This is a genomic window from Amycolatopsis sp. N2S4-7, from assembly GCF_058119595.1.
Genome location: NZ_CP172299.1, coordinates 5,792,277 through 5,818,866 on the forward strand (window position 1 = coordinate 5,792,277; position 26,590 = coordinate 5,818,866).

28 protein-coding genes and 2 pseudogenes are annotated in these 26,590 nt (G+C 71.8%); 14 read left to right on the forward strand and 16 right to left on the reverse strand.

Annotated elements, in window-relative coordinates; genetic code table 11:
- Positions 1-11 precede the first annotated feature (11 nt).
- From ACH54P_RS27135 to ACH54P_RS27145, 3 genes and pseudogenes are all read left to right on the forward strand, one after another.
- The gene (locus ACH54P_RS27135) at positions 12-710 is read left to right on the forward strand and encodes an ABC transporter permease (protein WP_489906167.1); all 699 of its coding nucleotides are present in this window, start codon (positions 12-14) and stop codon (positions 708-710) included.
- A complete protein-coding gene (locus tag ACH54P_RS27140; RefSeq protein WP_489906168.1) occupies positions 707-1,417 on the forward strand; it encodes an ABC transporter permease in 711 nt (236 codons plus the stop codon). Before ACH54P_RS27135 ends, ACH54P_RS27140 begins: the two co-directional genes overlap by 4 nt.
- A gap of 186 nt (positions 1,418-1,603) precedes the next feature.
- Positions 1,604-2,360 (forward strand): annotated as a pseudogene (locus tag ACH54P_RS27145) (IS5 family transposase); the annotation flags it as partial.
- A gap of 66 nt (positions 2,361-2,426) precedes the next feature.
- Here the strand turns inward: ACH54P_RS27145 and ACH54P_RS27150 are convergent.
- Positions 2,427-2,990 (reverse strand): cadmium resistance transporter, encoded by a 564-nt coding sequence (locus ACH54P_RS27150; protein WP_489906169.1) that lies wholly within the window; start codon positions 2,988-2,990, stop codon positions 2,427-2,429.
- A 59-nt stretch (positions 2,991-3,049) separates the two neighbouring features.
- Between ACH54P_RS27150 and ACH54P_RS27155 the strand changes: the two genes are divergently transcribed.
- Complete coding sequence (locus ACH54P_RS27155; RefSeq protein WP_489906170.1) at positions 3,050-3,985, forward strand: GNAT family N-acetyltransferase; 936 nt, start codon at positions 3,050-3,052, stop codon at positions 3,983-3,985.
- Between the two features lie 154 nt (positions 3,986-4,139).
- On the opposite strand, the gene ACH54P_RS27160 is transcribed toward ACH54P_RS27155, so the two are convergent.
- From ACH54P_RS27160 to ACH54P_RS27185, 6 genes are all read right to left on the reverse strand, one after another.
- A complete protein-coding gene (locus ACH54P_RS27160) occupies positions 4,140-5,588 on the reverse strand; it encodes an aromatic amino acid lyase (protein WP_489906171.1) in 1,449 nt (482 codons plus the stop codon).
- A complete protein-coding gene (locus ACH54P_RS27165) occupies positions 5,585-6,592 on the reverse strand; it encodes an ornithine cyclodeaminase family protein (protein ID WP_489906172.1) in 1,008 nt (335 codons plus the stop codon). The genes ACH54P_RS27160 and ACH54P_RS27165 overlap by 4 nt, the downstream gene beginning before the upstream one ends.
- Positions 6,589-7,134 (reverse strand): YbaK/EbsC family protein, encoded by a 546-nt coding sequence (locus ACH54P_RS27170; RefSeq protein ID WP_489916658.1) that lies wholly within the window; start codon positions 7,132-7,134, stop codon positions 6,589-6,591. The genes ACH54P_RS27165 and ACH54P_RS27170 overlap by 4 nt, the downstream gene beginning before the upstream one ends.
- A 241-nt stretch (positions 7,135-7,375) precedes the next feature.
- Positions 7,376-7,669 carry a DUF2516 family protein gene (locus ACH54P_RS27175; protein ID WP_489906173.1) on the reverse strand — a complete coding sequence of 98 codons (294 nt, stop codon included), beginning with the start codon at positions 7,667-7,669 and terminating at the stop codon, positions 7,376-7,378.
- Between the two features lie 84 nt (positions 7,670-7,753).
- On the reverse strand, positions 7,754-8,434 hold the full coding sequence (locus tag ACH54P_RS27180; RefSeq protein WP_489906174.1) for a hypothetical protein: 681 nt from the start codon (positions 8,432-8,434) through the stop codon (positions 7,754-7,756).
- Positions 8,431-8,850 (reverse strand): helix-turn-helix domain-containing protein, encoded by a 420-nt coding sequence (locus tag ACH54P_RS27185; protein ID WP_489906175.1) that lies wholly within the window; start codon positions 8,848-8,850, stop codon positions 8,431-8,433. Before ACH54P_RS27185 ends, ACH54P_RS27180 begins: the two co-directional genes overlap by 4 nt.
- Before the next feature lie 150 nt (positions 8,851-9,000).
- Here ACH54P_RS27185 and ACH54P_RS27190 point away from each other — a divergent pair, with 150 nt between their 5' ends.
- Entirely contained in the window at positions 9,001-10,149 is a 1,149-nt protein-coding gene (locus tag ACH54P_RS27190) for a methyltransferase domain-containing protein (protein WP_489906176.1), read from the forward strand.
- Positions 10,150-10,207: 58 nt separating this feature from the next.
- Here the strand turns inward: ACH54P_RS27190 and ACH54P_RS27195 are convergent, their stop codons facing one another.
- Genes ACH54P_RS27195 through ACH54P_RS27205 form a run of 3 tightly spaced genes read right to left on the reverse strand, consistent with a single transcriptional unit; the run spans position 10,208 to position 11,580 of the window.
- A complete protein-coding gene (locus ACH54P_RS27195) occupies positions 10,208-10,819 on the reverse strand; it encodes an AAA family ATPase (RefSeq protein ID WP_489906177.1) in 612 nt (203 codons plus the stop codon).
- A gap of 1 nt (position 10,820) precedes the next feature.
- Entirely contained in the window at positions 10,821-11,186 is a 366-nt protein-coding gene (locus tag ACH54P_RS27200) for a TFIIB-type zinc ribbon-containing protein (RefSeq protein WP_489906178.1), read from the reverse strand.
- 25 nt (positions 11,187-11,211) lie between these two features.
- Complete coding sequence (locus tag ACH54P_RS27205; protein WP_489906179.1) at positions 11,212-11,580, reverse strand: VOC family protein; 369 nt, start codon at positions 11,578-11,580, stop codon at positions 11,212-11,214.
- A gap of 90 nt (positions 11,581-11,670) precedes the next feature.
- Between ACH54P_RS27205 and ACH54P_RS27210 the strand changes: the two genes are divergently transcribed.
- Entirely contained in the window at positions 11,671-12,132 is a 462-nt protein-coding gene (locus tag ACH54P_RS27210; RefSeq protein WP_489906180.1) for a CGNR zinc finger domain-containing protein, read from the forward strand.
- A gap of 213 nt (positions 12,133-12,345) precedes the next feature.
- On the opposite strand, the gene ACH54P_RS27215 is transcribed toward ACH54P_RS27210, so the two are convergent.
- Positions 12,346-13,644 carry a DUF445 domain-containing protein gene (locus tag ACH54P_RS27215; RefSeq protein ID WP_489906181.1) on the reverse strand — a complete coding sequence of 433 codons (1,299 nt, stop codon included), beginning with the start codon at positions 13,642-13,644 and terminating at the stop codon, positions 12,346-12,348.
- Positions 13,645-13,673: 29 nt separating this feature from the next.
- Here ACH54P_RS27215 and ACH54P_RS27220 point away from each other — a divergent pair, with 29 nt between their 5' ends.
- Together ACH54P_RS27220 and ACH54P_RS27225 are read left to right on the forward strand one after the other, a co-directional pair.
- Entirely contained in the window at positions 13,674-14,849 is a 1,176-nt protein-coding gene (locus ACH54P_RS27220; RefSeq protein ID WP_489906182.1) for a pyridoxal phosphate-dependent aminotransferase, read from the forward strand.
- Positions 14,850-15,772: 923 nt separating this feature from the next.
- The gene (locus ACH54P_RS27225; protein WP_489906183.1) at positions 15,773-17,068 is read left to right on the forward strand and encodes a hypothetical protein; all 1,296 of its coding nucleotides are present in this window, start codon (positions 15,773-15,775) and stop codon (positions 17,066-17,068) included.
- A gap of 502 nt (positions 17,069-17,570) precedes the next feature.
- Here ACH54P_RS27225 and yczR read toward each other — a convergent pair.
- Positions 17,571-19,022, reverse strand: a complete 1,452-nt coding sequence (gene yczR, locus ACH54P_RS27230) for a MocR-like transcription factor YczR (protein WP_489906184.1) — start codon at positions 19,020-19,022, stop codon at positions 17,571-17,573.
- Positions 19,023-19,083: 61 nt separating this feature from the next.
- Between yczR and yczE the strand changes: the two genes are divergently transcribed.
- Positions 19,084-19,731 (forward strand): membrane protein YczE, encoded by a 648-nt coding sequence (yczE, locus tag ACH54P_RS27235; protein WP_489906185.1) that lies wholly within the window; start codon positions 19,084-19,086, stop codon positions 19,729-19,731.
- Here yczE and ACH54P_RS27240 read toward each other — a convergent pair.
- The gene (locus tag ACH54P_RS27240) at positions 19,728-20,255 is read right to left on the reverse strand and encodes a Clp protease N-terminal domain-containing protein (protein ID WP_489906186.1); all 528 of its coding nucleotides are present in this window, start codon (positions 20,253-20,255) and stop codon (positions 19,728-19,730) included. The genes yczE and ACH54P_RS27240 overlap by 4 nt on opposite strands.
- Complete coding sequence (locus tag ACH54P_RS27245) at positions 20,255-20,464, reverse strand: sigma factor-like helix-turn-helix DNA-binding protein (RefSeq protein ID WP_004559389.1); 210 nt, start codon at positions 20,462-20,464, stop codon at positions 20,255-20,257. Before ACH54P_RS27245 ends, ACH54P_RS27240 begins: the two co-directional genes overlap by 1 nt.
- Positions 20,465-20,555: 91 nt before the next feature.
- On the opposite strand from ACH54P_RS27245, the gene ACH54P_RS27250 reads away from it, so the two are divergent.
- Together ACH54P_RS27250 and ACH54P_RS27255 are read left to right on the forward strand one after the other, a co-directional pair.
- A complete protein-coding gene (locus ACH54P_RS27250) occupies positions 20,556-21,341 on the forward strand; it encodes a protein phosphatase 2C domain-containing protein (protein ID WP_489906187.1) in 786 nt (261 codons plus the stop codon).
- A gap of 34 nt (positions 21,342-21,375) precedes the next feature.
- Positions 21,376-21,936 (forward strand): annotated as a pseudogene (locus ACH54P_RS27255) (DUF998 domain-containing protein); the annotation flags it as partial.
- An 84-nt stretch (positions 21,937-22,020) separates the two neighbouring features.
- On the opposite strand, the gene ACH54P_RS27260 reads toward ACH54P_RS27255, so the two are convergent.
- Together ACH54P_RS27260 and ACH54P_RS27265 are read right to left on the reverse strand one after the other, a co-directional pair.
- Positions 22,021-23,049 (reverse strand): D-cysteine desulfhydrase family protein, encoded by a 1,029-nt coding sequence (locus ACH54P_RS27260; RefSeq protein ID WP_489906188.1) that lies wholly within the window; start codon positions 23,047-23,049, stop codon positions 22,021-22,023.
- Between the two features lie 28 nt (positions 23,050-23,077).
- Positions 23,078-23,635 (reverse strand): dihydrofolate reductase family protein, encoded by a 558-nt coding sequence (locus ACH54P_RS27265; protein ID WP_489906189.1) that lies wholly within the window; start codon positions 23,633-23,635, stop codon positions 23,078-23,080.
- A 126-nt stretch (positions 23,636-23,761) separates the two neighbouring features.
- Between ACH54P_RS27265 and ACH54P_RS27270 the strand changes: the two genes are divergently transcribed.
- From ACH54P_RS27270 to ACH54P_RS27280, 3 genes are read left to right on the forward strand one after another with little or no spacing between them, the layout of a single operon-like run.
- On the forward strand, positions 23,762-25,138 hold the full coding sequence (locus ACH54P_RS27270; RefSeq protein WP_489906190.1) for an amidase: 1,377 nt from the start codon (positions 23,762-23,764) through the stop codon (positions 25,136-25,138).
- Positions 25,105-25,680: a TetR/AcrR family transcriptional regulator gene (locus ACH54P_RS27275; protein WP_489906191.1), complete on the forward strand. Its 576-nt coding sequence runs from the start codon at positions 25,105-25,107 to the stop codon at positions 25,678-25,680. Before ACH54P_RS27270 ends, ACH54P_RS27275 begins: the two co-directional genes overlap by 34 nt.
- Positions 25,680-26,552: an oxygenase MpaB family protein gene (locus ACH54P_RS27280; protein ID WP_489906192.1), complete on the forward strand. Its 873-nt coding sequence runs from the start codon at positions 25,680-25,682 to the stop codon at positions 26,550-26,552. Before ACH54P_RS27275 ends, ACH54P_RS27280 begins: the two co-directional genes overlap by 1 nt.
- The last annotated feature ends 38 nt before the right edge of the window (positions 26,553-26,590 follow it).

Below are 26,590 nucleotides of genomic sequence, written 5' to 3' on the forward strand. Positions count from 1 at the left end.
AGGGTCGCCCGGTGCACGTGACCGCGGTGACGCCACTGGCCGCCGACAGCGGACCCCCGCTCTTCCAGTGGAAGTGGGTGGACCGCAACGCGGACGACATCGCCCAGCGCCTGGTGGAGCACATCTCCCTGACCGCCGCCGCGCTCGGCATCGGTCTGGTCGTCTCGATCGCGCTCGCGGTGGTCTCGCTGCGCTACCGCTGGTCGTACCCGGTGATCTTGAGCACGGCCGGCGCGTTGTACGTGATCCCGAGCCTCGGCGCGTTCGCGGTGCTGGTGCCGTTCTTCGGGCTGACGTTCGTGACGGCGATGATCCCCCTCGCGACGTACACGCTGCTGATCCTGGTGCGCAACATCGTCACGGGCGTCGACCAGGTGCCGAACGAGGTCCGCGAAGCCGCGGTCGGCATGGGGTACACGCGCGGCAGGCTGCTCTGGCAGATCGAGCTGCCGCTCGCGCTCCCGGTGGTGATCGCCGGGCTGCGCGTCGCCGCGGTGACGACGATCGGCCTGGTCACGGTGACGTCGATGCTCGGCCTCGGCGGCCTGGGCTACTTCATCCGCGCGGGCATCCAGACGGCGACCCCGAACCCGACGGAGATCATCGTCGGCGTGGTGCTGTCGGTGGTCCTGGCGGTGGTCGTCGACCTCGTTCTCTGGCTCAGCGAGCGCGTGCTGGCGCCCTGGTCGCGGAAGGTGCGGGCGCGATGAACTTCCTCGACCAGCTGAACGCGTGGCTCGCGGACCCCAACCGCTGGAGCTGGACCGACAAGGCCGGCGTCCCCTACCGGACAGTCGAGCACCTCAGGTTTTCCCTGCTCGCGCTGGTGATCGCGGCGGTGCTGACGATCCCCGCCGCACTGTGGCTGGCCCACTACCGGCGCGGCGCGTTCCTCGCGAGCAGCGCGGTGAACATCGGCCGGGCGATCCCGAGTTTCGGCTTGATCATCCTGTTCTGGTTCCTGGCCAGCCGCTGGGAGCTGGACACGACGTTCTGGCCGTTGCTGCTGGCCCTGGTCGCGCTGGCGATGCCGCCGCTGTTCACCAACACGTACGCGGGCGTGGTATCGCTGGAACAGGACACAGTGGACGCCGCCCGCGGAACGGGCTACCGCGAGTGGCAGATCATGCTGCGCCTCGAGCTCCCGCTGGCCTCCCCGGTGATCCTGGCGGGCGCCCGGGTGTCGTTCCTCCAGCTGATCGCCACGGTGGCAATCGGAGCAATCGTCAACGACGGCGGCGGCCTGGGCCGCTACATAGTCGACGGCTTCGCCCTCGGCGCCCAGGGCTACGGCCAGATCTTCGCGGGCGGCTTGGCCGCGGTGGTGCTGGCCCTGGTGTGCGACGGCGCGTTCGCGTTGATCACCCGCCTGGCGACACCGCGCGGCCTCGCCCTGCAGACCGCCCACCGCGAGTAGCCGGACTGCGGGACACTCCGCGCCTTCGGGGCCCACCCCCTCCCCTCCCCAGCCCAAGCGCCAAAACTGGCTGGCCCCGGCACGCCCGTGCCGGTGAAACAGCGCGCTCACCGACGCGTGGCGCCACACCACATCGGGAATCGCCTGCTAGGCCGTGTCTGGTGGGTAACTGCTTGATCTTGGGTTGTGGTGCGTAGGCATGAGCTGACTGATGAGCAGTGGCAGGTCATCCAGCCGTTGCTGCCCGCTTCGGGGCGAAGGGACGCCCGCGGGTGGGTGACCGGCGGGTGATCAACGGGATGTTGTTCAAGGCCAAGACCGAGGTGGCCTGGCGAACGGTATGGGCCGTGGAAGACGGTCTGCAACAGGTTCTGGCGCTGGTCGCGCACCGGCACCCTGGCCGCGCTGGTGGCGCAGGTCCGTGTGATCGCCGAGGCGATCGACAGCGAGGTGTCGGTCGATTCCAGCATCGTGCGGGCGCATCAGCACGCTGCCGGCGCCGACCGCACGACCGCGTCTCACACAGGGGGAAGCACACGCGCGCGGCGGACACAGCGAGCCAGACGATCACGCCATCGGCCGGTCCCGGGGTGGACCCACCACCAAGATCCCTCTCGCCTGCGACGGTCACGGACGGCCGTTGTCGGTCGTGCTGACTGGCGGCAACGTCAACGACTGCACCGCTTTTGTCCAGGTCATGGCCGGCATCGAGTTCCGCCGGCCAGGTCCCGGCCGTCCGCCGACCCCGGCCGAGCCGGCTCCTGGCCGACAAGGGCTACTCCAGCCGCGCCATCGCTCCTCCCTGCACCGACGGCACACCCCGGCGACGATTCCCGAACGCCGGGATCAGCAGGCCAACCGGTTGCGCCGGGGCCGAGCCGGTGGACGCCCACCGGCCCTCGTCCGTGTCGCCTACCAGCGCCGCAACATCATCGAACGCTGCCGGCTCATCTCCTACCGGGGCCCGATCGACCTGGCCACGCTGCTCATCCGGCTTTGAGGACAGGCCCTAGAACGCGCCGAGCAGGATCAGCACGCCGAGTGCGATCAGGACCGCCGGTAGCACCGCGTCTCCCCATCGCGCGAGCACCTGGGCGACGCCCGGTCGGGTTGCCAGGAACCGACCGGCGATGCACCACACCGCGACGCCCAGCAGGAACACCACCGCGTAGCCGGCCAGGCCCGCGGGCCCGGTCGCCGCGAACGCGGGGACGTACACGCCCACGTTGTCGCCGCCGTTGGCGAAGCACACCGTCGCGATCCCGAGCACGCCCGTCGCCGGCGCCGGCTCGTCGTCGTCCTTGCGCCACGCCTGCCAAGCCGCGCGGATCCCGAGCAGCACCGGCAGGACGCCCAGCCAGCGGACGACACCTTCCGGCAGCAGCCCGGCCCCGAGCGCCCCCGCGACCGATGCCGCCAGGATCGCCGCGAAGCCCAGGAACTGCCCGGCCACGACCTTGAGCTCGCCACGACGTCCGGCCGCCCGGCCGAAGAACACCGCGAGCAGCACGAGGTCGTCGACGTTCGTCACCGCGAACATCGCCGCCGCGCGCCCGATCAGTCCGACGTCCACGCCCACCCTCCCGGTAAACCGCTTGGCGGAGATCGGCGCGGCACAGGACGATTCTGCCCATGCCCGCCGTCACGCGCCGCAGCTACGCCGGTCCGGAGGACCTGCGGGCCATGCAGAGCCTGGCCCGCCGGATCTGGTCGAAGTCGAGTTCGGTGCACGTCGGGGATCTCGCGTGGCAGCGGTTCCAGCACGCCGGCCGTGAAGCGGAGTGGCCGACCGCGCTGTGGGAAGCAGGTGGCGAAGTCGTCGCGTGGGGCTGGCTTTCGCTACCCGGTGAACTGGCGCTGCTCGTCGATCCGGCGCGCCCCGGACTCGCGTCCGAGGTGCTCGGCTGGGGCGAAGACACCGCTTCCGCGGACGAGCTCACTGTCACTGTGCTTGACGCCGAGAAGCACGTCGTCGCCGCGTTGGAGCGAAGCGGATTCGCGCTTCAGGAGAGTCCTGTCTTCCAGTCGTATACGTCTCGCCTCCTCGAAGATCTGCCCGAACCGGTGGTGCCCGGCGGGTTCACCGTCCGGCCGGTCGGCCCGGACGATCTGGCTCGGCGCGTTGCCGTGCACCGCGCGGTCTGGCACCCGTCACGGGTGACCGAACCGAGCTACCGGAGCGTCATGGCCGCGTGGCCGTACCGCGCCGATCTGGACTGGGTCGTGGAAGCACCTGACGGCCGGTTCGCCGCGCAGTGCCTGATCTGGCTCGACGAACGCAATGCCGTCGGCGAATTGGAGCCCGTCGGAACTTTGCCGGAGTTCCGTCGAAAAGGGCTCGCCCGTGCGGTGTGCCTCGCCGCGCTGCGCGCGGCCCACCACGCCGGTGCTCGCGAAGCCGTCGTGTATCCGGTGATCGGTCATCCGAAATCCCTTGGTGCCCTCCCTCTGTATCGCGATCTGGGCTTCCGCCCGTATGCCCGCACCCTCACCTTCACGCGGACCCGCCGTCGTATCCCTCCTTCCCCGGAGTCCGCGTCCCCGGAGGGCGCACAACGACGAACGTAGCGCCCGCCGCGACCGACCTGTCCGTTTCGGCGGCGTTCCGAGGCGGGTTGTCCACATCTGGGCAACCCTGTGGACAACCCGGTGGATTTCCCTTGCCGGACCCGGAATAGTCGGTGTCGCGTGATACGGCGCGTGAAGCAAATCCGCGACGGACTCAGGTAAGCGTCGCCAAGTCGTTGAAGTGAGCGGCCCGGCAGGCTGCGATCAAACGCTCCACCTCGGGCCCCAGCGGACGGTCCTCTTCCAGCGGTGGCACCGAAGACCGCACCCACTCGTAAGCCGCGCGCAGACCAGGAACGCCGTCACCGGCAGCCAAATGCCGCGCCTGTGAGCCCGTGATCAACTCGCACGCCGTGATCGCGAAAAGATGTCCGGCCGCCGCGCGCAGCTGCTCTCCGGCCGCTGGCGCAAACGCTTGCACGTCCTCCTGGCCGGCCGAAGTGTCGATCGAACCGAGCGTTGCGGGAGTCGCGAGCCGGCGCAATGCGTGCAGTTCGCCGACCGCTCGCTTGTGCAGCGGAACCAGCCCCGCCCGCGGCCCCGGATCCGCCGTGAGCTGCGCCGGGAGTCCGCTGAACCGCTCGTCGAGCAACCGGTGCATGCGCTGCACCGAAATTTCGCCGAGGTGGACCAGCGCGGCCGTCACGGCGTCCATCCGCAGCCCGACGTCCACCGCGTGGTACGCCGTTCCCGGGATGAACGAACCGTCGACGAACGACGGCGAATCGCCGGGCATCGACTGCCAGCGCAAGCAGGTCGCGCGCAAGTCACCGTTGACGCGGTCCGCGTGCGCCAGCGCCCGCGGCGCCACCCGCACCGAAAGCGGCGCCTGCACCACGCCGGGCCGCACCGGACCCGAGTCCACCAGCGCCACCAGCTCGTGCAGCAGCGTTTTCAGGTGGTCGTCGCCGCCCGCCATGGCCGGTGAGAAGACGTCGCGTGGCGCGCCGAGGACGTCGATCGCCATCGCCTCGGTGAGCGTCTGCAGGTCGATGAGCTGCTGCGTTTCGGTCCAGCCCCGCTCCGCGTGCATCACCGCCAGCGGCGACCCCTGAAGCAGGGAAGCACCTTCCTTCGGCCCGAGCACGTACGGCGCGGCGCCCCGCCTAGCGAGCGCCGAAGCCGCAGGGACTTCGACGCCGTCCTCGAGGACCGTTCCGATGCCGAGGAACGTCTGAAATGCGTGCGCCAGCGGGATGATTTCGCCCGAACTGCCGAGACCGAAGCGTGGGACGGCGGGCGTGAAGCCGTCGTTCAGGCGGTCGACCAGGAACTGCACCAGCTCCGGGCTCACCCCCGACCACGGCTGCAGGAAGTCGCGCAACCGGATGACGAGCAGCGCGCGGACGTCTTCGGGCGGGAGCCACGGCGGCCCGCCGACCGCGCGGCCGATCAGCAGGTTGCGCTGGTGTTCGGCCTGCTGCCGCGCGTCGAGGGCGACGCCCGCGAGGCGGCCCATGCCGGTGTTGACGCCGTAGACCGGGGTTTCGCGCTTTTCCAGCGCCGTCAAGAGCTCGTCGCGACGCCGGGTCAGGGCCTCTACCAGCGGTTTGGCCAATTCCAACCGTTCACTGTCGGCGAAACCGGTTCCGTCGATGATCATCGGTAGGGCAGCATGGTGCCGACGCCGGAAGCCTCGGCACGGGTGAGGATCATGTTCGCCACCGCGACGTCCGTTGTGGACAGTCCGCGGTGCCAGAACAGGATCCGTTCGGCGTCGTGCTCGCGGCCGGGTTTCTTGCCCGCCACGACGTCGCCGATCTCGGCGTGGACCCCGTCCGCGGTGAGGAGGCCGGCGTTGAGCTGGGGGCGCAGGGCGCCGAATCGTGGGTTGCCGGACTGCGATTCGCGCCAGTCGTCGACGACGACCTTGTCGATGTCGTCGAGCAGCGTGAGTTCGAGCGCGCTGATCGTGCCGTAGGGCACCAGGAAGGTGCCCGGCCGGAGGAATTCGCGGCGCACCAGCGCCTCGGGTTCGACCAGCCGGGAGGCCTCGACCTGGATGTCCGCGCCGTCCAGGGTCTCCTCGGCCGTGGCGCAGACGCGGACGTCCTTGCCGAGCCGCTCGGACAGCCGGCGGCCGAAGTCCTCGCGGGACTCCGGGCGCTTGCTGGTCACGCGGATCTCGGCGAAGTCGAACAACGAGTCGAGGAGCACGACGTTCCACCAGGCGGTACCGCGGGCGCCGATGTGCCCGAGCACCCGTGAATCCGGGCGGGCCAGGTACTTCGCGCCGACGGCGGTCATCGCGCCGGTGCGGGCCTCGGTGATCATCGTGCCGTCGACGATCGCCCGTGGCATGCCGGTGTCCGGGTCGAGGAGCAGGATCAACGCCATTTCCGAAGGGAGGCCCCGTTCGAAGTTCCCCACGAAGTCGCCGACGACCTTCACGCCACTGACCTGCTTCGCGGACAGGTGGCCGCGAAGGATGTTGAAGTGGCCCTTGCCGCCGTTGTCCGGCACGAGGTGCGTACGCGGCTCGAAGACGACCTGACCGCGGCCGTGGTCGGCGAGCACGTCCTCGACCGCGCCGACGATGTCGGCGTCCGTGACGCCGAGGGAGTCGATGTCGGCACCGGTCAGGTACCGGAGCCAGACGGACGTCACCGTGCGAGGTCCTCGACGACCTCGGCGCCGGGCAGCGCGGCCAGTGCGGCGCCGGAGATCAGCAGCTTGCTGCCGCGGATCCCGCTGCCGATGACGAGCTCGGGTGCGTCGGCGACGGCCTTGTCGATAAGGATGGGCCATTCGGCGGGCAGGCCGACCGGTGTGATGCCGCCGTACTCCATCCCGGTCAGGGAGACGGCTTCGTCCATCGGCGCGAACGACGCCTTGCGGACGTCGAGACGGCGCTTGATCACGCCGTTGACGTCGGCGCGAGTGGTCGCGAGCACGAGCGCGGCCGCGAAGCGGACTTCGCCCGCGCGCTTGCCGGCGACGACGACGCAGTTCGCGGACGCCTCGAGCGGTGAGCCGTAGGCCTCGCAGAAGGCGGCGGTGTCGGCCAGCGACGGGTCGATCTCGGTGACGCCGACGGCGTCCGGGTCGGCGAGCGCGGCCAGGGCCTTGGCGACGGGCTCGGCGAGGAGGTCAGTACGCGTGGGGGCGGGAACGGCGGTGAGGCTCCCGGCGATGGTCCAGGTCACGATCCCCATTAAACAGCGCCCCCGCCGGAGAGCGGCGAGGGCGGGAAGGAGGCCCACTGGGCGGAACGGCCCAACGGGACTGGTTCCCCGGGCGGAACGGCTCGGCGGGACCCGGCACGCCGGGCAAAACGGCCCGGCAGAAGCTGGCTCGGCGGGCAGGATGACTCAGCAGGACCTGGCTCACCGGGCAGAACGGCCCGGCAGGAGCTAGCTCACCAGGCGGAACGGCCCGGCGGGACCCAGCTCACCAGTTGGAGCCGCCGCGTTGGACCTCGATCAGCTTGGGGCGGACGTCCACGATGTAGACCAACGCCGCGGCCATCGCCGGGACCCAGAAGATCATTCCCGGGCCCATCACGTTGAACAGGGCCATCGCGAGCGTGGCGCCGCCGGTGATCAGCATCCAGATGGGTTTGGTCTTGCGGTCGGCCGCCGAATAGGCGTCGGCACGCTGCAGCAGCGCGTGCACGAAGGCGAAGAGCCCGACCAGCGCGCTGCCCCAGTGGATGACTTCGAGGATCCAGATGGCGACTAGCACAGCGACAGCTTACGGCAAACCGCCCGAACGACCCGGCCCCGCCACCGGAGGACCGGGGACGGGGCCGGGGTGTTCACGGCGTTTTTACTTGTCGGTCTTCGGCGCGGCCGGCTTCTTCGCGGCGGCGCTGGTGGTGGTCGTTCGGCGGGCCGGGGCGGCCGTCTTCGGGGCCGTCTTGTTCGCGACGCGGCGGCTCGCGGAGCGGGTCTCGTGGGCGACGTCGTCACCCAGCTCCTCGATGGCGTCAGCGGCGTCGCCGGCGACCTCGGTCACCTTGCGGGCGGTCTTCTCACCGGCCGAACGGGTGCGCTTGGTCACCTTGGCGAGCACGCCGTCGACGCGCTCGCGCACCTCGGTGGTGACCTCCTCGACCTGGCCCTGCGCGGTGGTCAGGGCCTCCTCGAGCTGCTCGATGGCCTTCTTGACCTGCGGCTGCGTGGCGATCTTGTCCCACGCCTGCTCGCCCGACTCGGCCAGCTTGTTGTACAGCTTGAGCGCGGCCTCGGTGTACTCGTCGATGACCTTGCGCAGCTCGGCCGGGTCCAGCTTCTCGCGGAGGCTCTCGACGTCGGTCGGCAGCTCCTGCAGGTTCTTGCGGGCCGTCTCGCCGCTCTTGGTCACGTTCTCCTTGGCCTTCGCCACGGCGTCGGTGACGGCGTGGGTGGCCAGGTTGCCGGCGCCGAGCGCGGCGAGCAGCGGGGTGCGGACCTGGTCGAGGGCGGTGGTGACGGCCTTCTTGACGTCTTCGCTCTTGGGCGTGGTCATGCTGACTCCTTGGGGTCTTCTGCGGCTGGTGTGGTGTCTGGGGTGTCTGTGGTGGGAGCGGCCGGCCGTGCCGCGGCGTTCTCCCTGCGGAAGGACTCGTAGACGTCGAGCAGGACCTGCTTCTGCCGTTCGGTCAGCTCGGCGTCGGCGCGGATCGCGTCGCCCACCGGGCCACCCGTCGGCAGATCGAGGATCCCGGCCTGCACGTACAGGGCTTCCGCCGAAATGCGCAGACCCTTGGCGATCTGCTGCAGGATCTCCGCGCTGGGCTTGCGGACCCCGCGCTCGATCTGGCTCAGGTACGGGTTGGACACGCCGGCGAGCTTCGACAGCTGGCGCAACGAGATCTTCGCGGTGTTGCGCTGCTGGCGGATGTACTCGCCGATGTCGGAAGCGATGTCCGCGACCTTCTCCATGGGACTGCCGGATCCTGGCTGTGTCCCACCGGTTTCTGCCATCCGGTCACCTCCTCGCGACGTCTTCAACGCTACGCCCCGGTGCTAGCTATTGCAAGCACTCTGCTTGCAACTATCGGGTGTGGTGGTGCTCACCGCTAACGTGGTCCCATGACGCGCTCGGCCCGGCTCCGGCGGCGGCTCGTCGAGCACCTGCTCGACGAGGACGTCCTGCACGCCCCGGAGTGGATCGCCGCCTTCCGCGCGGTCCCCCGCCACGTCTTCCTGCCGAGGTTCTTCGCGCCGGCGGGCGGGCTGTGGGCCGCGGTCGAGCGCGGCGACCCGGGCTGGCTGGAGACCGCGTACTCCCGCGACGTGCTGGTGACGCAGCTGGACGACGACCCGGACCGCTGGGAGCTCGCCCGGCGCTCCGGCCCGGTGGCGGGCACGCCGACGAGCTCGTCGAGCATGCCGTCGATCATGGCGATCATGCTCGAGGAGCTGCGGGTGCGGGACGGGCAGCGGGTGCTCGAGATCGGCACCGGCACCGGCTACAACGCCGCGCTGCTGAGCCACCGCTGCGGCGCCGGGCAGGTGTCCACAGTGGACATCGACCCGGTGATCGTCGCGCAGGCGCGCGAACGGCTGGCCGTGGCGGGCTACCGCCCGGCGTGCGCGGTGGGCGACGGCGCGCTCGGCTTCCCCGCCGGCACGCTCTTCGACCGGGTGCTGTGCACCGCTTCGGTGTCTTCGATCCCGCTCGCCTGGCTGGCGCAGACGGCGCCGGGCGGGCTGATCGTGACGACGCTGAACCGGCCGATCGGCGCCGGGCTGGTCCGGATCGTCGCCGGCGAGGACGGCACGGGGCGGGGCCGCGTCCTCGCCCGCGACGGCCGCTTCATGCCGCTTCGCGCGCATCGGCTGCCGGAGGGCGGACCGTTGCCGATGCCGTCGCGCCACGACTGGGAGCAGACGCGGCTGCCGATGTCGACCGTGCTCCAGCCGCGCAAGCAGTTCGAGTTCTTCGCCGGGTTGGCGCTGCCCGGCGTCCGGGCGGTGCGCGATGGCGTCGACGACGAGGCGCCGAGCGTCGCGCTGGTCCACCCGGACGGCTCGTGGGTCCGCCACCGCAAGCGCGGCGGCGCGGACGAGGTGGCCCAGGGCGGCCCGCGCGCGCTGTGGGAGCTCGCCGAGGCGGCGTACGTCGAGTGGTGCGAGCTGGGCAAGCCGGAACGCGACCGGTTCGGCGTGACGGTGACCGGCGAGCGGCAGGAGTTCTGGCTCGACGCCCCGGACGGCCGGACCTGGCCGCTCGGCTAGCCCCGGGCGGCAGGCCTGGCCGCTCGACGCACCGCACAGCCGGGCCTGGCCGACGGGACTAGGGCAGCCGGTCCCGGATCCACTTCTCGACGTGGTCGGCGGTCTCCTCCGCCGTCGCCTCCGTCGTGTCGAAGAGGTCGACCCCCAGAGACGGCGCCGACCTCAGCAGCCACGCGTTGAACTCCAGCATCTCCTCGATCCGCGGCTCGTCCCACTCCCGCCACGCCGGGCGCGCCCGCAGCCGGGCCCGCAACGACGAAGGCGAGCCGACCAAGGCCAGGTAGTGGATCTCGCTGAAGAACGCGCGCTCCGGCAGCGGCTCGAACTCCGGGGGCGCCACCGTGCCGCACAGCACGACCGGGCGGCCGTTCTGGTGCAGCATCGCCGCCATCCGCAGCCACACCGCGCGGAACGCCGGGACGTCGTCGCGCAGCGCGCCCGTCCAGAGGACGTCCTGCTCCAGCACGACGACGTCGCCGGCGAACCGGGCCGCCAGCAGCGGCCCGAGCGTCGACTTGCCGGCCCCGCTCGGGCCGGTCAGCGCGAACAGCGGCAGCTTCCGGAACGGCCACCGGTGACCGCACCGGACGCACGAGACGCTCGTGTCCGCGACAACCGGGCGGTCTGCCCGGTCGCCGCACGCCGGGCAGATCCGCAGGTCGAGCCCCACCTCAGTCGAAGAGGTTCTCGAGGAAGCCGCGCTTGCGGTGGCCGTGCCCGTACGGCTTCGGCGAATCCGAGTAGCCACCGCGGTGCGGCCTCGGCGAGTCGGCGTAGCCACCGCGGTACGCCTTCGGCGAATCCGGGTAGCCGCCGCGGTACGGGCGTGGCGAGTCGGGACGGCCGTAGTGCGCCGTCGGCGCCGGCCCTCCCTGGTAGGGCGGCGGCTGGTGCCCGTAGAACGAGCTCTCCGCGCCGGCGATGGCCTCGAGCTCACCGCGGTCCAGGAAGATCCCGCGGCAGCCCTCGCACTGGTCGATGTGGACGCCGTTCTTGTCCACGGTCCGCATCTGGTTCTGACACTTCGGACAAATCACACATCAGAGCCTACGCATAAACCGCTCAGCAGGCGCAGAGGCAGAACGGGTGGCCCACGGGATCAGCGTAAACGCGAAACGTCTTCGGCGCGTCGTCCAGCAGTTTCGCCCCCAGCCCGAGCACGCGCTCGTGCGCCGCCTCCAGGTCCGGGGTGTTCAGGTCCAGGTGCATCTGCTGCGGGTTCTCCGCGGACGGCCACGCCGGCGGCCGGTAGTCGGGCACCCGCTGGAACGCGAGGCCCGCGCCACCCGCGGGGTTCGCCAGCGTCACCCAGTGGCCGTCCTCGGCGACTTCGGGCGCCTCCCACTCCAGCACCGACCGGTAGAACTCCGCCAGCGCCACCGGGTCGGGGCAGTCGAGGGCCACCACACCCAGCGTCGGTACCGCACCCATCGTCGCTCCCTTCGATCGTGAGTAACCAGTAAAGGCATTATGTGGGTTAGCGCATCTCGGGGCAACCACCCTCCGCCGTACACTGGTTTCGTGCACACCGACGCCTCCCTCGTGGTGGAGTTCCTCAACACGGTCAACGTCGAAGAGGGCACTGACCTGCTCGAAGATCCCGGGCAGTGGCGGGAGTGGGCGACCGGGCACGGGCTGGCGGCCAATCCGGCCGCCGAGGCCCGCGCGGCGCGGGACGCGCTGCGCGCCGCGATCGGCGATCCGCGGCTACCCGGCGGCAGCGTCGACGTCGGCACGCGGATCTCCCTGACCGACGACGGGCCGGCGCTCGTCGCGGACGACGTCGTCGGCGCGGTGTTCGCGGCCTGCGCGCGCCTGGTCGTCCGCGGGGACTGGATCCGGCTGAAGATCTGCCCCGCCGACACCTGCCTGTGGGCGTTCTACGACGAGTCCCGCAACCGCTCGCGCACGTGGTGCTCGATGCGCGTCTGCGGCAACCGGGAGAAGGCGCGGGGCTGGCGCGCCCGCGCCGCCGCCGGCTGAGAAGGCCTCATCCGAGCGGCGGACCCTCGACCGGTTGTGGACAACTCGCGACCGCGGCACCACATATCCACGCTCTGGACCGCCTCGGCCCCACACGTTGTGGACAGCCATTAGGCCATCACCGTGAAAACCTGTGGATAACCCGGGGGATAACTCAGCTTCCTGTGGACAACTGGTTTGAAGCTCCCCCAGGTGTGGTATAGATACGGGCCCTCAGAACAGCAGCTCCGCGACGGCGTAGATGACGAGGCCGGCGAGCGCGCCGACGACCGTGCCGTTGATCCGGATGAACTGCAGGTCGCGGCCCACCTGGAGCTCGATCTTGCGCGACGTCTCCTCGGCGTCCCAGCGCTCCACCGTGTCGGTGATGATCGTGGTGATCTCGCGCGAGTAGTTCTTCACCAGGTACGCGGCAGCGCCCTCGACCCAGCCGTCGGCCTTCTCGCGCAGCTGGTCGTCGGTGATCAGGCGCTGTCCCAGCGACGTCAGCCCGAGGCGGACGCGCCGGCGCAGCTCGCTCGACGGGTCCTCGGCGGCGGTCAGCAGCATCTCCTTCGCCGTGCTCCACGCCGAGCCGATCAGCCGCTGCACCTCCTCGTGGTGCACGATCTGGCCCTTCACCTGCTCGGCGCGGGCCATCACCTCCGGGTCGGTCTGGAGGTCCTGGGCGAACTCGCCGAGGAACTTGTCCAGGGCCAGCCGCATCGGGTGGTTGACGTCGGTCTTCACCGCCCAGGTGAAGGACAGCACCTCGCCGTAGACCTTGTCCGCGAGCATCTCGTCGACGAACTTCGGCGACCAGCTCGGCGCCCGGTCGGACACCACGCGCAGCATCGTCGTGTGGTTGTCGCGCACCCACTCGTACGCGCGGTCGCACATCAGGTCCACGAGCTTGTGGTGCGCGCCGTCGGCGAACACGCCCTGCAGGATCTTGCCCAGCGGCGGACCCCACGGCTTGTCGATGATCCGCCGCGCGACGGCCTGCTCCATGATCGCCTGGACGTCTTCGTCGCGGAGCACCTTCACGGCGGCGCGGACCACCGTGGCCAGCTCCGACGTCACGCGCTCGGCGTTGTCGGGCTCCGCGAGCCAGCCGCCGAGCCGCTTCGCGATCTCGACGCGCTTGAGCTTGTCGCGGATGACCTCCTCGGACAGGAAGTTCGACCCGACGAAGTCGCCGAGGCTGTTGCCCAGCGCGTCCTTCTTGTTCGGGATGATCGCCGTGTGCGGGATCTTCAGCCCGAGGGGGTGCCGGAACAGCGCCGTGACGGCGAACCAGTCGGCCAGCGCGCCGACCATGCCGGCCTCGGCCGCGGCGCGCACGTAGCCGACCCAGCCCGGCCAGCCGCTCGCCTGCGCCCAGCTGGTCAGCAGGAACACGAGCGTGGCGCCGAGCAGGAACGACAGCGCGACGACCTTCATCTTGCGCAGCGCGCGCCGCTTCTGCTCTTCACCGGCTGCGCCGCCCGGCGGGTCGGCCGGGGTCACCTTGGCGGGGGTCAGTTGCTCCACAACGCCATTGTCCGTGAGGATGGCTGATCGTGCGCGAACCTGCTCTCGTCCCCCGCCTCCGGCCGTTCACGTCGACCATCTTCGCGGAGATGACCGCACTGGCGGTCCGGCACGACGCCGTCAACCTCGGCCAGGGCTTCCCGGACACCGACGGCCCGGCCGGCATGCTCGAAGCGGCGAAGAACGCGCTGTTCGGCGGGGCCAACCAGTACCCGCCGGGGCCCGGCCGGCCGGAGCTGCGGGCCGCGATCGCGCGGCACCGGCTGCGGTACGGCACCGAGTACGACCCGGACACGGAGATCCTCGTCACCGCGGGCGCGACCGAGGCCATCACGGCGACGCTGCTCGCGCTGACCGAGCCCGGCGACGAGGTCATCGTCATCGAGCCCTACTACGACTCCTACGCCGCCGCGGTCGCGATGGCGGGCGCGCAGCGCCGGGTCGTCGGGCTGGTCGAAGGCCCGGACGGGCGGTTCGGCCTCGACGTCGACGGCCTGCGCGCCGCCGTCACGCCGCGGACCAGGGCGATCCTGGTGAACTCGCCGCACAACCCGACCGGGACGGTGTTCACCCGCGCCGAGCTGGAGGCGCTGGCCGCGCTGTGCGTCGAGCACGACCTGATCGCCGTCACCGACGAGGTGTACGAACACCTGGTGTTCGACGTGTCAAGCGGAGTCGAGCACGTCCCGCTGGTCACGCTGCCCGGGATGCGGCCGCGGACGGTGAGCATCTCGAGCGCCGGCAAGACGTTCAACTGCACCGGCTGGAAGATCGGCTGGGTCTGCTCGACGCCGGAGCTCGTCGCGGCGGTGAAGGCGGCGAAGCAGTTCATCACCTTCGTCTCCGGCGGGCCGCTGCAGCCCGCCGTCGCGCACGCGCTCGACCACGAGCTGCCCTGGGTCGACGGCCTGCGCGAGAGCCTGCAGGAGAAGCGCGACCGGCTGTCGGCCGGGCTCGCGGACGCCGGGTTCGCCGTGCGGCCGACGGCGGGCACGTACTTCGTCTGCGTGGACGTGCGGCCGCTGGGTTTCACGGACGCCGCGGATCTCGCGTGGGAGCTGCCGGGCCGGGTCGGGGTTGCGGCGGTGCCGGTGAAGGTGTTCACCGATCACCCGGACGAGTGGAAACACCTGCTGCGCTTCGCGTTCTGCAAGCGCAACGAAGTCATCGACGAGGCCGTCACCCGATTGCGCAAACTGGTCTGACGTCCGCGGTCAGGTCTGGTAGGCGCCGTCGGTGGCCTGTGGGCGCCTGATCCGGGTGCGACACCGGCGGGGAAGCGGCGCCGGGCTGCGCGAGCTGACGGCGAGTTCGGCGGTGAGCGCGGCCCGTGACAGCTCCGGCAGGCGCGTCAGGCGCTGGGAACCTGGGTGGCTGCGTGCCGTCACGCTCCGCGATCACGGCGTCGGGTTCCGGCGGCCAGCCGCTCGCGCGCCCGGCCTGGCGGGTGCGCGCGGCGCGGTGGTGCCGAGGCAGCCGACCGGCTGCCGGGTGATCACGGACCGCAGCCGGTGCGTGGCGGATTCAAACCACGTCTCCTGGCCTGGATCCCTAGCGTTGGCAGGGGTGCAGCCGCCTCGCGGAGAGGGTCGGTGCCAGGGCGCGGGGCCGTTCGGCGCAGTCGTCGTCCCACATGCCGGACGCCTTTCCGAGCGCCTGGCCGGAACGGGTTGCGAGCACCCAACGCCACCGAAGCGGCACCGACCGCGACAGTGATCCCGAAAACATCAGGTCAACCGCGAAATGTGCAATTTGCAGAACTGGTCCGAATGGCGGCAACGGAACACCCGAACGGCACTGAGAGTGATCAACTCGTCGGCCGCAGAGACCTTGCCCGGTGGGGCCGTTCCGCCTTACGGGCTGGATAGAACGCGGGAGAGATGAAAGACTCCCGAGCGGTGCTAGAAAGAGGGCAGCCCCCGGGGGAACTGCGACCTGGCCGGAGAAAGACCCCAGCAAGAACAGACTCGAGCGGGCATCGCGAGAGCTTCAGGCGCGGACGGTGGTGGTGGCGGTGAGCAGCACGGCGAACGTGCGCCGCAGCGCTCCCGCGCAGCCTGCGCTCAGCGCGGTCGAACCCCTTCGCGGCTCCGCCTTCACAGCGGGTGAAACGCGCGGCGGTGCCCTAGTGGCGGGTGAGACGCGCGGCTCCGCCTTCACAGCGGGTAAATCGCGCGGCGGCGCCCTCACAGCAGGTGAAACGCGCGGCTCCGCCTTCACAGCGGGTAAATCGCGCGGCACCACCGAGTCCTCGCGCGGGCGGGGGCCGCGCCCCTGGACTGCGGCCCTGCAGCGGCCTGCCGCCAAGATCCTGCTCGCCGGCGGCCTGACGCTCGCGGGCTGGCTGCTCACCGGCGCCCTGTCCGGCAGCACCGCGTCGGCGGCGGTCCGGCCGGCGTGCCCCGAAGCGCCCGCCGTTTCCACTGTGGACCATGCCGCGAAGCCGTTCACGCACGGCAAGCACCGCCGAAGCCACCGCGAGACCGGCGCCGGCACGTGCGCGCGCCAGGCCGACACCGGCGACGAAGCGACGCAGCAGCCGGACGAAGCCACCGAGCCGAAGAGCGACGAGACCCAGACCGGCGAGGCCACCGAGAGCCAGGCCCCGGCGGAGTCCACGAAGGACACTCAGGCCACCGAAGAGCCGACGGACACCCCAGTGACCGCCGAAGAGCCGGAGAGCGGCACGACGACCACGACGAAGGCGACGACCACGACGAAGGCGACTTCGTCCGGCGGTGGCCTGCTCGGCGGGCTCGTCGGCGGCGTCGTCAACGTGGTCGGCGGGACGCTCAACACCGTCACGGCCACCGTCGGCGGCACCCTGAGCACCGTCACGGGCACGGTCGGCGGCCTCACGGACACGCTGTCCCACACCGTGCTCGCGCCGCTCACCCAGCCGCCCGCGAACAACCCGGGCGCGCCCGTGCTGCTGCCCCTCGACGACGTGCTGGGCCCCGTGTTCGGCGGCGGGTCCAACTCGGGCGGCGTCACCGCGACCGTGCCCGGCGTGACCGCCGTCGTGACCGAGGTGCCGGTCGTCGAGACCGTTCCCGCCACCGGGGTCCCGGCGGCGGCCGCGGCCGTCGCCCAGCCGACCACCCGGCTCCCGGTCGCGCACCTCGTCGTCCGGCAGCAGCAGTCTTCGCCGGCGGCCCAGGACCAGCCGCGCGACTCCGGCGTCCACGCGCGCAACGGCGGGGGCGACTCCACCCCCGGCCTCCCCGGTGGCACGAGCGCGCCGAGCGCGCCGGCCACCAGTGCGACGTCCGGCCACGACGGCTCCGGTGGCGCCCGCCACCAGTTCGCCGTCCACACCGACGACGCCACCACCACCCAGCTCAAGCTCATCGGTGCCAGCCGCGACCACGACGTCGACGGCGCCGGCAGGGAAGCCGCCCTGCCCACCACCTCCCCCGACTGACCCCCGACCGGGCAGCCGGGGACAACTGCGTCCAAAACAAGATCAACTCGACGCAGCTCCACGCCGTTGATGCGTGACGAATCCCCTGCTCCAGTACGAAATCCGTGACCCTTTCACGTCTCGTGACGCCTTGGCGCGTCCGACGTACCCCAGGGGCGAAAAGCCATGCGAAACCACTGTCTTTCCGACCGGCCGACCGCGCCCGGCCGGGTCGGATCCCGGTCCCGGCGCCGCGCTGCCCCCGTGGCGCCGGGACCCACACCGGGCGCGCTCCGGGAGTCCTCGCTCACCGCGCCGAGCGAGGGCTCGCAGTACCGCGAGCGCACCTGAGCCGCCGGCTTCCCGGCACGTCGAGGGGCTGTGCCGGGAAGCCGCGGTACCCGCAAGCGGAAGTCACGTCCCGCCTGCGGGTGTGTGAAACGACGAACCGGTGCGCTGGATGCACTCAGACGCCGCCCATCCCTGGGAGCAGGCCTGCATCCAGCGCACCGGTTCGTTCCGTTTACGCGATCGGGGCGTCCAGCGAAGCCGGGGTGCCCTGGACCGAAGCCGCCGCCGCGCTCAGCCGGCGGACCGCCTCGCGGATCTTCTCCGGGGGCAGCGAAAACGGCAGGCGGATCCACCGCTCCAGGCCGCCGTGGACGCCGAACCGCGAACCCGGCGCCACCTGGATCCCGTGACTCGCCGCCGCCACCGCCAGGCGGGAGCTCACCGGCTCCGGCATCCGGCACCACAGCGACAAGCCGCCCTTCGGCAGGGTGAACGTCCAGTCCGGGAGGAGCCCCCTGACGGCGCTCGCCAGTGCGTCGCGGTTCCCGCGCAGCTCCTCACGGCGGCGGGCCAGCGCGGCCCGGCCCTCGTCGCCCAGCAGCTCGGTGAACACGATCTGCTCGAACACCGGTGAGCCCAGGTCGACCGCGTAGCGCGCCGAAACCAGGCGGCCGAGGAGGTCCTCCGACGCGCGGATCCAGCCGATCCGCAGCCCGCCCCAGTGCGTCTTCGACGCCGAACCCACGCAGATCGCCAGGTCGCCGGCGAACGCGGCCAGCGGCGGCGGTCCCGCCAGCGGATCAGCCTCGAGGTCGAGCTCGACGAGCGTCTCGTCCACGACAACCGGCGTCCGGGCCCGGGCGAGGACCGCCCCGAGCCGTTCGCGGCCTTCGGCGTCCAGCCGCAGGCCGGTCGGGTTCTGGAAGTCGACGACGAGGTAGGCGAACCGCGGCGACGCCTGGCGCAGCGCCGCGTCGATACCGGCGATGTCCCAGCCGCGCGCCCCGGTCGGGTCGAGCGCCACCGGCACCGGGATCGCGTGCGCGGCGCGGATCGCCTCCAGGGCGTTCGGGTACGTCGGCTGCTCCACCAGCACCCGGTCGCCGGGGCCCGCGAGCATCCGCAGGACCAGCACGAACGCGTGGTGCGCGCCGTTGGTGACCATCACCTGCGCGGCCGTCGTCGGCAGCCCGCGTTCGGTGTACCGCTGGGCGATCCGCTCCCGCAGGCCGAGCAGCCCGCGTTCCTGGTAGCCGTGGTCGCCGAGGTGGTCGGCGAGCGCGATGCGGGCCGCGTCGACGGCCGCGATCATGCCGGCCGTGGCGGGCGAGGACGCGTGGGTGAAGTCGATCAGGTCGTCGCGGCCCCCGGCGAGCGGGTCACGGCGACGGCGTCCCGGCGCGGCGATCCACGACCCCGCGCCGCGGCGGCTGGCGACGAACCCGCTCTCCCGCAACCGGTCCAGCGCCGCGCCGATCAGCGTCCGGCTCACGCCGAGCGCGTCGGCCAGCTCGCGCTCGGCGGGCAGCCGGGTGCCGAGCGGCAGCTGGCCGTCCAGCACCTGCAGCTCGATGGCCGCGGCCAGATCGGCCGCGCCCTGCCGGGAGCCCTGGCGCCACGAGCCCAGCATGACGGCCAATCGAGGACCGGAGATGCGTCCACCCAGCGGGATAACTGCTTCCATAAGGCCAATATCCGGGAATTGGCTATGGTTTACAAGGCCACTTACCGCGGATAGTGAGGACGTGGCTCAGACCGATCTCCGGCCCGTCCGGATCACCCGCAACCCCGCCCGGCGCAGCGTCCAGCTGCTGGCCGGCCTCGCCCTCTACGGCACCAGCGTCGCCCTCGTCACCCGCGCCGGCCTCGGCCTCGAGCCGTGGAGCGTGCTGGCCGAGGGCGTCATGAAGCACACCGGCCTGACGTTCGGCACGGTCACCGGCCTGATCTCGGTGGCCGTGCTCCTGCTGTGGATCCCGCTGCGACAGCGGCCCGGGATCGGCACCATCGCGAACGTCGTGGTCATCTCGGTCGTGGTCGACGTCGTCCGGGCGTTCCTCCCGGACCAGCACGACCTGGCGTGGCAGATCGGGTTGCTGGTCGGCGGCGTCGCGCTCAACGGCGTCGCGACCGCCACCTACGTCGGCGCCCGGCTCGGCCCGGGTCCCCGCGACGGCCTGATGACCGGGCTCGCCGGGCGCACCGGCTGGTCGGTCCGGCTGGTGCGCACCGGCATCGAGATCACCGTGGTCGCCGCCGGTTTCCTGCTCGGCGGGACCGTCGGGGTGGGCACCGTGCTCTACGCCCTCGCCATCGGCCCGCTCACGCAGGCGCTGCTGCCCCTGGTCGTGTGGCGCGAACCGCAGCGCGAAGAGCAGGAGCCCGTTCACTAACCGGCCTTGCGCTGCTGCACGACCCGGCGCAGCGTCACGTAGTCGGCGCCGCGCCGGGCGAGCACGTCGTCGGTCCCCCGCTGCTGCGCCAGCGCCAGCAGGATGTGTTCCTGCCCCAGGTGCTTGTCCCCCAGCCGGACGGCTTCCTTGAGGCTCAGCTCGAGGGTCTTCTTCGACTGTGCGGTGAAGGGGATGTGCCCGCGCTTGGCCGGGCCGAGCCGGCCGGCGAGGGCACCCTCGCCGTGCGTCTGCTCGACACGCTCGACGATCTGCTCGACGTCGATGCCGAACTCGGTGAGCGCCTCGGCGTCGGCGTCGCTGACCCCGCCGCGGCGCCGGGTGCGCGCCAGTTCCTCGGCGATGTCGTCCGTCGAGACGCCCAGCTCGGTGAGCAGCGGGACGCCGCTCTTGACCAGCCCGGCGAGCAGGTGCGCCGGCCCGATCTCCACCGAACCGGACTCCCGCGCCACGATCTGCGCCTCGACCACCGCCATCCGCGCGTCGGCCGTGAACCTCTCGAACATCAGTGCCTCCCGTACTTCTTGTGCACGGCCTGCCGGCTGACCCCCAGCTCGGCGGCGATCTCCTGCCACGACCACCCGTGCACCCGCGCGCTGCGCACCTGCACGGCCTCCAGTTGTTCCAGCAGCCGCCGGAGCGCGGCGACCGCACGCAGTCCCACCCGGGGATCGCGGTCGCCGGCCCGGGCGGCCAGGTCCGTCGCTTCCGTCATGCTCGTCAACCTACGTTGACATCCGCCCGCTGTCAACCGAAGTTGACAGGTTCATCGCGAAGACGCCGGACGGGCGACGTACAGTCGGGTGATGCCCGAGATCGCGATCGCCGAGCGGGCCGGGGTGGGCGCCGACGGCCACCCACGCCCCACCGAGGACCACGTCGTCGTGCTGGACAACGCGGTGCTCGTCCTCGACGGCGCCACTTCGTCGGATCCCTCGCAACCCCCGGGCGGCTGGTACGCGGAACGGCTGGCGCAGCGCCTCGGCGACAACCTTCGCGCGGCGCCCGAAGCCGACCTGACGGACGTGCTGACCGGCGCGATCGCCGTGGTCACGGCGGAGAACTCCCTGCGGCCGCAGCGCTCGCCGTCGAGCACGGTCGCGGCCGTGCGCTGGGTCGAAGACCGCGTCGACGCGCTGGTCCTCGCCGACAGCCCGGTCGTCGGCTTCGGCGGCTTCGGCGTCGACGTCGTCTCGGACGACCGGCTCGCCCGGCTGCGGCGGCGCGGGATGCTCCAGACCGGCGCCGACGTCCGGCGCCGGCGCAACGCCCACGACGGCTTCTGGGTCGCCGAAGCCGACCCGGGCGCCGCGGCCCACGCGGTCCGGCGCAGCTGGCGGCGGGCCGACGTCGACGCCGTCCTGCTCGCCAGCGACGGCGTCTCCATCGGCGTCGACCAGTACGCGCTGTTCGATTGGCACGAAGTCCTCGCGATCTCCCGCGCCGACGGGCCGGATGCGGTTTTGGACGCCGTCCGCACCGCGGAAAAGCAGGATCCGGACGGCGAGCGCTGGCCCCGGCCCAAGCGCCACGACAACCAGGCCCTGGTCCTCGTGGATTTCAATTCGGGGGTTATTCAGGGTCTTCCCTGATCACGGGCGTCCCGTTTCCCGAGACCCTGGAGGCATGGGGACGGAAGCGGGGAAGCGCACGAGACCGTGGCGGCTGGTGGCGCTGGGCGCGATCGGGTGGGGTTTGTTCACGGCCGTGGTGCTGCACGTGATCAGCTCGCACGACCCGGTCTACGACACGCTCTCGAGCTACACCGTGACCGATCGCGGCGAAGGGATGCTCGCCGCGAGCGTGCTTTCGCTGGCCATCGGGTCGCTGGCGGTGCTCGGCGCGCTGCACGCCGCGGGCGTGCCCCTGTCGCGGACGACCCGGTTGCTGCTCGCGCTCTGGTCGCTCGGGATGGCCGCCGCCGCGGTGTTCCCGGCGAGCTACCCGGAGGCGCCGGACCCGGTGAGCGGTGAAATCCACCTCTACGCGTGCCTGGTCGCGTTCCTCAGCCTGCCCGGCGCGGCGATCTCGCTGCTGGAACCGCTGCGGGGACGGCCGGAGCGCGCCGCCCTGGTGCGGGCGATCCAGCTGGTCGCAGGCGCTTTCGCGCTCTTCGCCGTGAGCTTCGTCTTCGTGCGGCTGAGCGAGGCCGGGGTGGGTCCGTTCCCCGAGCTTTCCGACGCGTTCCCGATCGGCGTGACGCAGCGGCTCCTGCTGCTCGCCGACGTCGTGCTGCTGGGCACGCTGCTGCGGCTGGCGACCCGGCTGGAATCAGCCTTCGACGGCCGCCGCGAATTCGGGCGCGTAGCCGTACAGGCCGGGCATGCCGCCGGTGTGCAGGAACACCACGTGGTCGTCCGGGGCGAAGTGGCCGGCCCATTCGATCAGCGCGGCGGCCACCTTGCCGGTGTAGACCGGATCGAGCACAACGCCCTCGGTGCCGCCGAAGAGGCGTAGCGCGTTCCAGACCGCGTCGGTCGGGATGCCGTAGCCGGGGCCGAGCGTGGAGTCACCCAGCCGGACGTGGTCGAGCGACGGCGGGTCGATGCCGAGCAGCTTGGCCGCGCCGTCGACGAGTTCGCGCAGGTTCTCGGTGGCCTCGTCGAGCGGGTGGCTGACGCAGGCGACACCGACGCCGAGGCCGCCGAGCAGCCCGGCGGCCAGTGCCACCCCGGCCGCCGTGCCGCCGCTGGCGTGCGGGACGACGAGGTGGGCCCGCTCGATCCCGCGTTCGGCGAGCTGCGTCGCGAGTTCGTGGGTGGCGCGGACGTATCCGAGCGCACCCAGGTCGTTCGAGCCGCCGACCGGGATCGTCGCGACCTTGCGGCCGTCCTCGGCGGCTTCGGCGACGAGGCGGTCGTAGGTGCGGCCGGTCTCCTCGCCGTCGGCGCAGACGTGGACGGTCGCGCCGAAGAGCCGGTCCAGCGGGATGTTGCCCGAACGCTCGTAGGCGTCACCGTCGCGCGGGACCTTCGCGGTGAGGACGAGTTCGCAGCGCAGGCCGAGCTTCGCGCACGCGGCGGCGGTCTGACGGCCGTGGTTGGTCTGGAGCGCGCCGAAGGTGATCACCGTGTCCGCGCCGGCTTCCTTCGCGGCGCCGAGGTGGTACTCGAGCTTGCGGAGCTTGTTGCCGCCCGCGCCGAGCGGGTGGACGTCGTCGCGCTTGAGCAGGAGGTTCCGCAGGCCGAGGGCTTCGCCGAGCCGGGGCGCCTCGTGCAGCGGCGTCGGCCAGCCACCGAGGTCGACGCGCGGGATCGCGGCGAGGGCGGCGTCCGGGAAACGGGCGAAGTCGAAGGTCATCGGTCCTCCAGGCTCGGCGTTCTAACCACTATAGGGGGTTAATCACCTCGAACCGGAGCGCGGTGACCGCGCCGACCTCGCGCGCCGCGATCCGGCGGAGCGCGACGCCATCGAGGCCGGGATCGCCGAACAACGGCAGCCCGGCGCCCAGCAGCACCGGGACGATGTCGACGTGCAGTTCGTCGGCCAGCCCGGCCCGCAGCGCCTGCCGGACCGTGCTCGCGCCGATCACCTTGACCGCCCGGTCGCCCGCGGCCGCCTTCGCCTGCGCGACCGCCGAAGCGATCCCGTCGGTCACGAAGGTGAAGGTGAGGTTCTCGTCCTGCGCCGGCGGCGCGTCCGGCGGCGTGTGGGTGAGGACGAAGATCGGCACCTGGAACTCGTAGTTGCCGACGAACCAGTCCGGGTCGTCGGCCATCGCGTACGTCCGGCGACCGAGGACGACCGCGCCGGTCTCCCGGATCAGCGCGGTCATGTGGTCACTGCCGGCGGACGTGGCGGAGCCGGAAAGCCGGGCCATGCCGCCGTGGCGGTCGGCGACGAAGCCGTCCAGCGACATGGCCATGCCCGCGTGTACCTGAGCCATCGGTTTCTCCCTGCGTAGTCGTCGGAGAGGTAGACGGGCCGGGCGGCGGAAACTCATCGGCAGTGGCCGAAGGGCCGGTGATCCGGTAACGTTCGTTCGAACGAACGAGAACCTTCGGGGGCCGCCATGACCGCTACGAGCCTCGACTTCACGGGCCTCGCCGCCCAGGCCGCGCAGCTCGCCGCGGGCGAGGTCACCTCCGCCGAGCTCGTCGCCACCGCGCTCGGCCGCGCCCACGCGAGCCAGCCCACGCTCAACGCCTTCCGCCACCTGCGTGACGACGAAGCCCGCGCCGAAGCCGCCGACGCGGACCGGCGGCTCGCGGCCGGCGAGCGCGCTCCGCTGCTCGGGGTGCCCGTCGCGATCAAGGACGACGTCGACCTCACCGGCCTGCCGACCGCGTTCGGCTGCTCCGGGGAGTTCCCCTGCGCGACAGCCGACGCGCCCGCGGTCGCCCTGCTGCGCGAAGCGGGCGCCGTGATCATCGGCAAGACGAACACCCCTGAACTGGGGCAATGGCCGTTCACCGAGGGCCCGGCCTTCGGTGTCACGCGCAACCCGTGGCACCCCGGCCACACACCCGGGGGGTCTTCGGGCGGGAGCGCGGCCGCGGTGGCGTCGGGGGTCATCGCGGCCGCGCTCGGTTCCGACGGCGCCGGCTCGGTGCGCATCCCGGCCGCGTGGACGGGGCTCGTCGGCATCAAGACCCAGCGCGGCCGGATCCCGACCGGCGGCGAGCTGTTCCACGGCCTGACCGTGCTCGGCCCGCTCGCCCGGACGGTCGAAGACGCCGCCCTGCTGCTCGACGCCGCGGCCGGCACGCCCGAGACGTTCCGGACGGCCGCCACCCGCGAGCCCGGCAAGCTGCGGATCGGGCTGTCGACGCGGATCCCGTTCACCGCCACGAAGACGCGGCTCGACCCGGTCGTCGAACACTCCGTGCGACGGCTCGCCGAGTCGCTCGCCGGCTTGGGCCACGAGATCGTCGAGCTCGAGCCCGACTACGGGCTGATCGGCCTGACGTTCCTGCCGCGCTCGCTGACCGGCGTCCGCGACTGGGCGCTGCGGGTCCCGGACCGCGCCGGGCTCGACCCGCGCACCCGCAGCAACGCCGGCCACGGCCGGATCCTGGCCGGACCCGCGCTGCGGCTCGCCCGCGCGCTCGAGCCGGGGCTGCACCGGCGGATCGGCTCGGTGTTCGGCCGCGTCGACGTCCTGCTGACCCCGACGACCGCGACCCCGGCGCCGCCGATCGGCACGTTCGACGGGCTGTCCGGCTGGGAGACCGACCAGGCGATGATCGCCGCCTGCCCGTACGCTTGGCCGTGGAACGTGCTGGGCTGGCCGGGGGTCAACGTCCCGGCCGGGCAGACGGAGAGCGGGCTGCCGCTCGGTGCGCAGCTGCTCGGGCCGTCGCACGCCGAGGAGCGGCTGATTTCGCTCGCCGCGCAACTGGAAGAGGTCGAACGGTGGCCGGAGCGGCATCCCGAGACAAGCTGGTAAGCACCCGGGACGCCATTCTGCGCGGCGCGCTGACGGTCGTCGGCGAGCACGGCGTCGGCGGGCTGACGAACCGCCGGATCGTGGCCGCCGCCGGGGTTTCGCTCGGCACGCTGACCTACCACTTCCCCAGCCAGACGGCGTTGCTGCGCGAAGCGATGCTGCTGTTCGTCGAAGAGGAGACGGCCAAGCTCGGCGCGATCGTCGACGGCTACCGCGCGGACGGCCTCAGCGTCGAGCAGGCGGCTTCGGTTGTCGAGCACGTGATCGCGCAGCTGCCGTTCGGCGCCGACGAGCTCGGCGCGCACGAGCTGTACCTGCAGTCCGCACGCGATCCTGGACTGCGCGAAGCGTCTTCCCGCTGCTTCGCGGCGTACGACGAGCTGGCGGTGACGATCCTCGACGCGCTGGGGGTGCCGGAACCGCGGCGGCTGGCCGGGCCGGTGGTCGCGCTGATCGCCGGCCTGCAGCTGCGGCGGCTGGCGACCGGCGAGACCGAGACCCCGGTGGCCGAGCCGTTGATGATGCTGCTCCGCGGGGCTTGATGGCCCCGCCGGTCGTCCGCGGCACGGCGGCGTGGAAGTACTTCGGCGACTTCCGCGACGCGCTCCTCGCCGGGCAGGTGCTGGTGCTGCAGGTGGCGCACCCGATCGTCGCGGCGGGGGTCCGCGATCATTCGGACTACACGGAGGATCCGTGGACCCGGCTGATGCGGACGGGCGCGTCGCTGTCGATCTACGTCTACGGCGGTGTCGAAGGGGCGCGGGTGGAGGCGGCCCGGTTGCGCGCGTTGCACCGGTCGTTCACCGGGTTTTCGTCCGGTCGGCGCTACAGCGCGCTGAACCCCGAGGCGTACGCCTGGGTGCATGCGACTTTGGTGAAGGTTCCCGTTGACGCGCAACGGTTTTTCGGGGTTCCGCTGTCCACTTCGGAGCTTGACGAGTACTACGCGCAGATGTGCGGCATCGGCCGGCTGCTCGGGGTGCGGGACCGCGACCTGCCGCCGGACTGGGCGGGTTTCGAGCGTTATTACGACTCGATGGTGGCGGGTTTCGCCGGGAATTCGGCGATCGACACGCTCTTCGAGACGATCCGGACGGTGCGGAAGCCGGTTTCGTGGTTGCCCGACCGCTGGTGGCGGCCGATGCGGGAGCTTCAGGCGCGGGGGCAGATGTTTCTGCTCCGGGCGACGTTGCCACCCTCGTTGCGGGACCGGCTGGGTCTACAGTGGACTTTCCGGGACCAGCGGCGGTTCGATCGGTTCGCAATGGTGGTGCGGGTTCTCGCCACGCCGATTCCGGCCGGGCTGCGGACTGCGCACATGCGGTGGATCGGGAAGCTCAACGTGTGGTTCCGGGCGCACCCGCGGGCTTATCGGGCCTTGGTGCGGGGAGATGGGCCGGGCGCTTCGCCCTGACGGCCCTCGCTCGCCGCCGCACGCGTGGCGTTGCTGGC

Coding starts and splice junctions, on each gene's coding strand:
- ACH54P_RS27140 (WP_489906168.1), top strand. CDS start 707: ATGAACTTCCTCGACCAGCTGAACGCGTGGCTCGCGGACCCCAACCGC.
- ACH54P_RS27155 (WP_489906170.1), top strand. CDS start 3,050: ATGCCCGCCGTCACGCGCCGCAGCTACGCCGGTCCGGAGGACCTGCGG.
- ACH54P_RS27160 (WP_489906171.1), bottom strand. CDS start 5,588: ATGATCATCGACGGAACCGGTTTCGCCGACAGTGAACGGTTGGAATTG.
- ACH54P_RS27180 (WP_489906174.1), bottom strand. CDS start 8,434: ATGACCACGCCCAAGAGCGAAGACGTCAAGAAGGCCGTCACCACCGCC.
- ACH54P_RS27185 (WP_489906175.1), bottom strand. CDS start 8,850: ATGGAGAAGGTCGCGGACATCGCTTCCGACATCGGCGAGTACATCCGC.
- ACH54P_RS27190 (WP_489906176.1), top strand. CDS start 9,001: ATGACGCGCTCGGCCCGGCTCCGGCGGCGGCTCGTCGAGCACCTGCTC.
- ACH54P_RS27205 (WP_489906179.1), bottom strand. CDS start 11,580: ATGGGTGCGGTACCGACGCTGGGTGTGGTGGCCCTCGACTGCCCCGAC.
- yczR (WP_489906184.1), bottom strand. CDS start 19,022: ATGGAAGCAGTTATCCCGCTGGGTGGACGCATCTCCGGTCCTCGATTG.
- ACH54P_RS27240 (WP_489906186.1), bottom strand. CDS start 20,255: ATGTTCGAGAGGTTCACGGCCGACGCGCGGATGGCGGTGGTCGAGGCG.
- ACH54P_RS27245 (WP_004559389.1), bottom strand. CDS start 20,464: ATGACGGAAGCGACGGACCTGGCCGCCCGGGCCGGCGACCGCGATCCC.
- ACH54P_RS27250 (WP_489906187.1), top strand. CDS start 20,556: ATGCCCGAGATCGCGATCGCCGAGCGGGCCGGGGTGGGCGCCGACGGC.
- ACH54P_RS27260 (WP_489906188.1), bottom strand. CDS start 23,049: ATGACCTTCGACTTCGCCCGTTTCCCGGACGCCGCCCTCGCCGCGATC.
- ACH54P_RS27265 (WP_489906189.1), bottom strand. CDS start 23,635: ATGGCTCAGGTACACGCGGGCATGGCCATGTCGCTGGACGGCTTCGTC.
- ACH54P_RS27270 (WP_489906190.1), top strand. CDS start 23,762: ATGACCGCTACGAGCCTCGACTTCACGGGCCTCGCCGCCCAGGCCGCG.
- ACH54P_RS27280 (WP_489906192.1), top strand. CDS start 25,680: ATGGCCCCGCCGGTCGTCCGCGGCACGGCGGCGTGGAAGTACTTCGGC.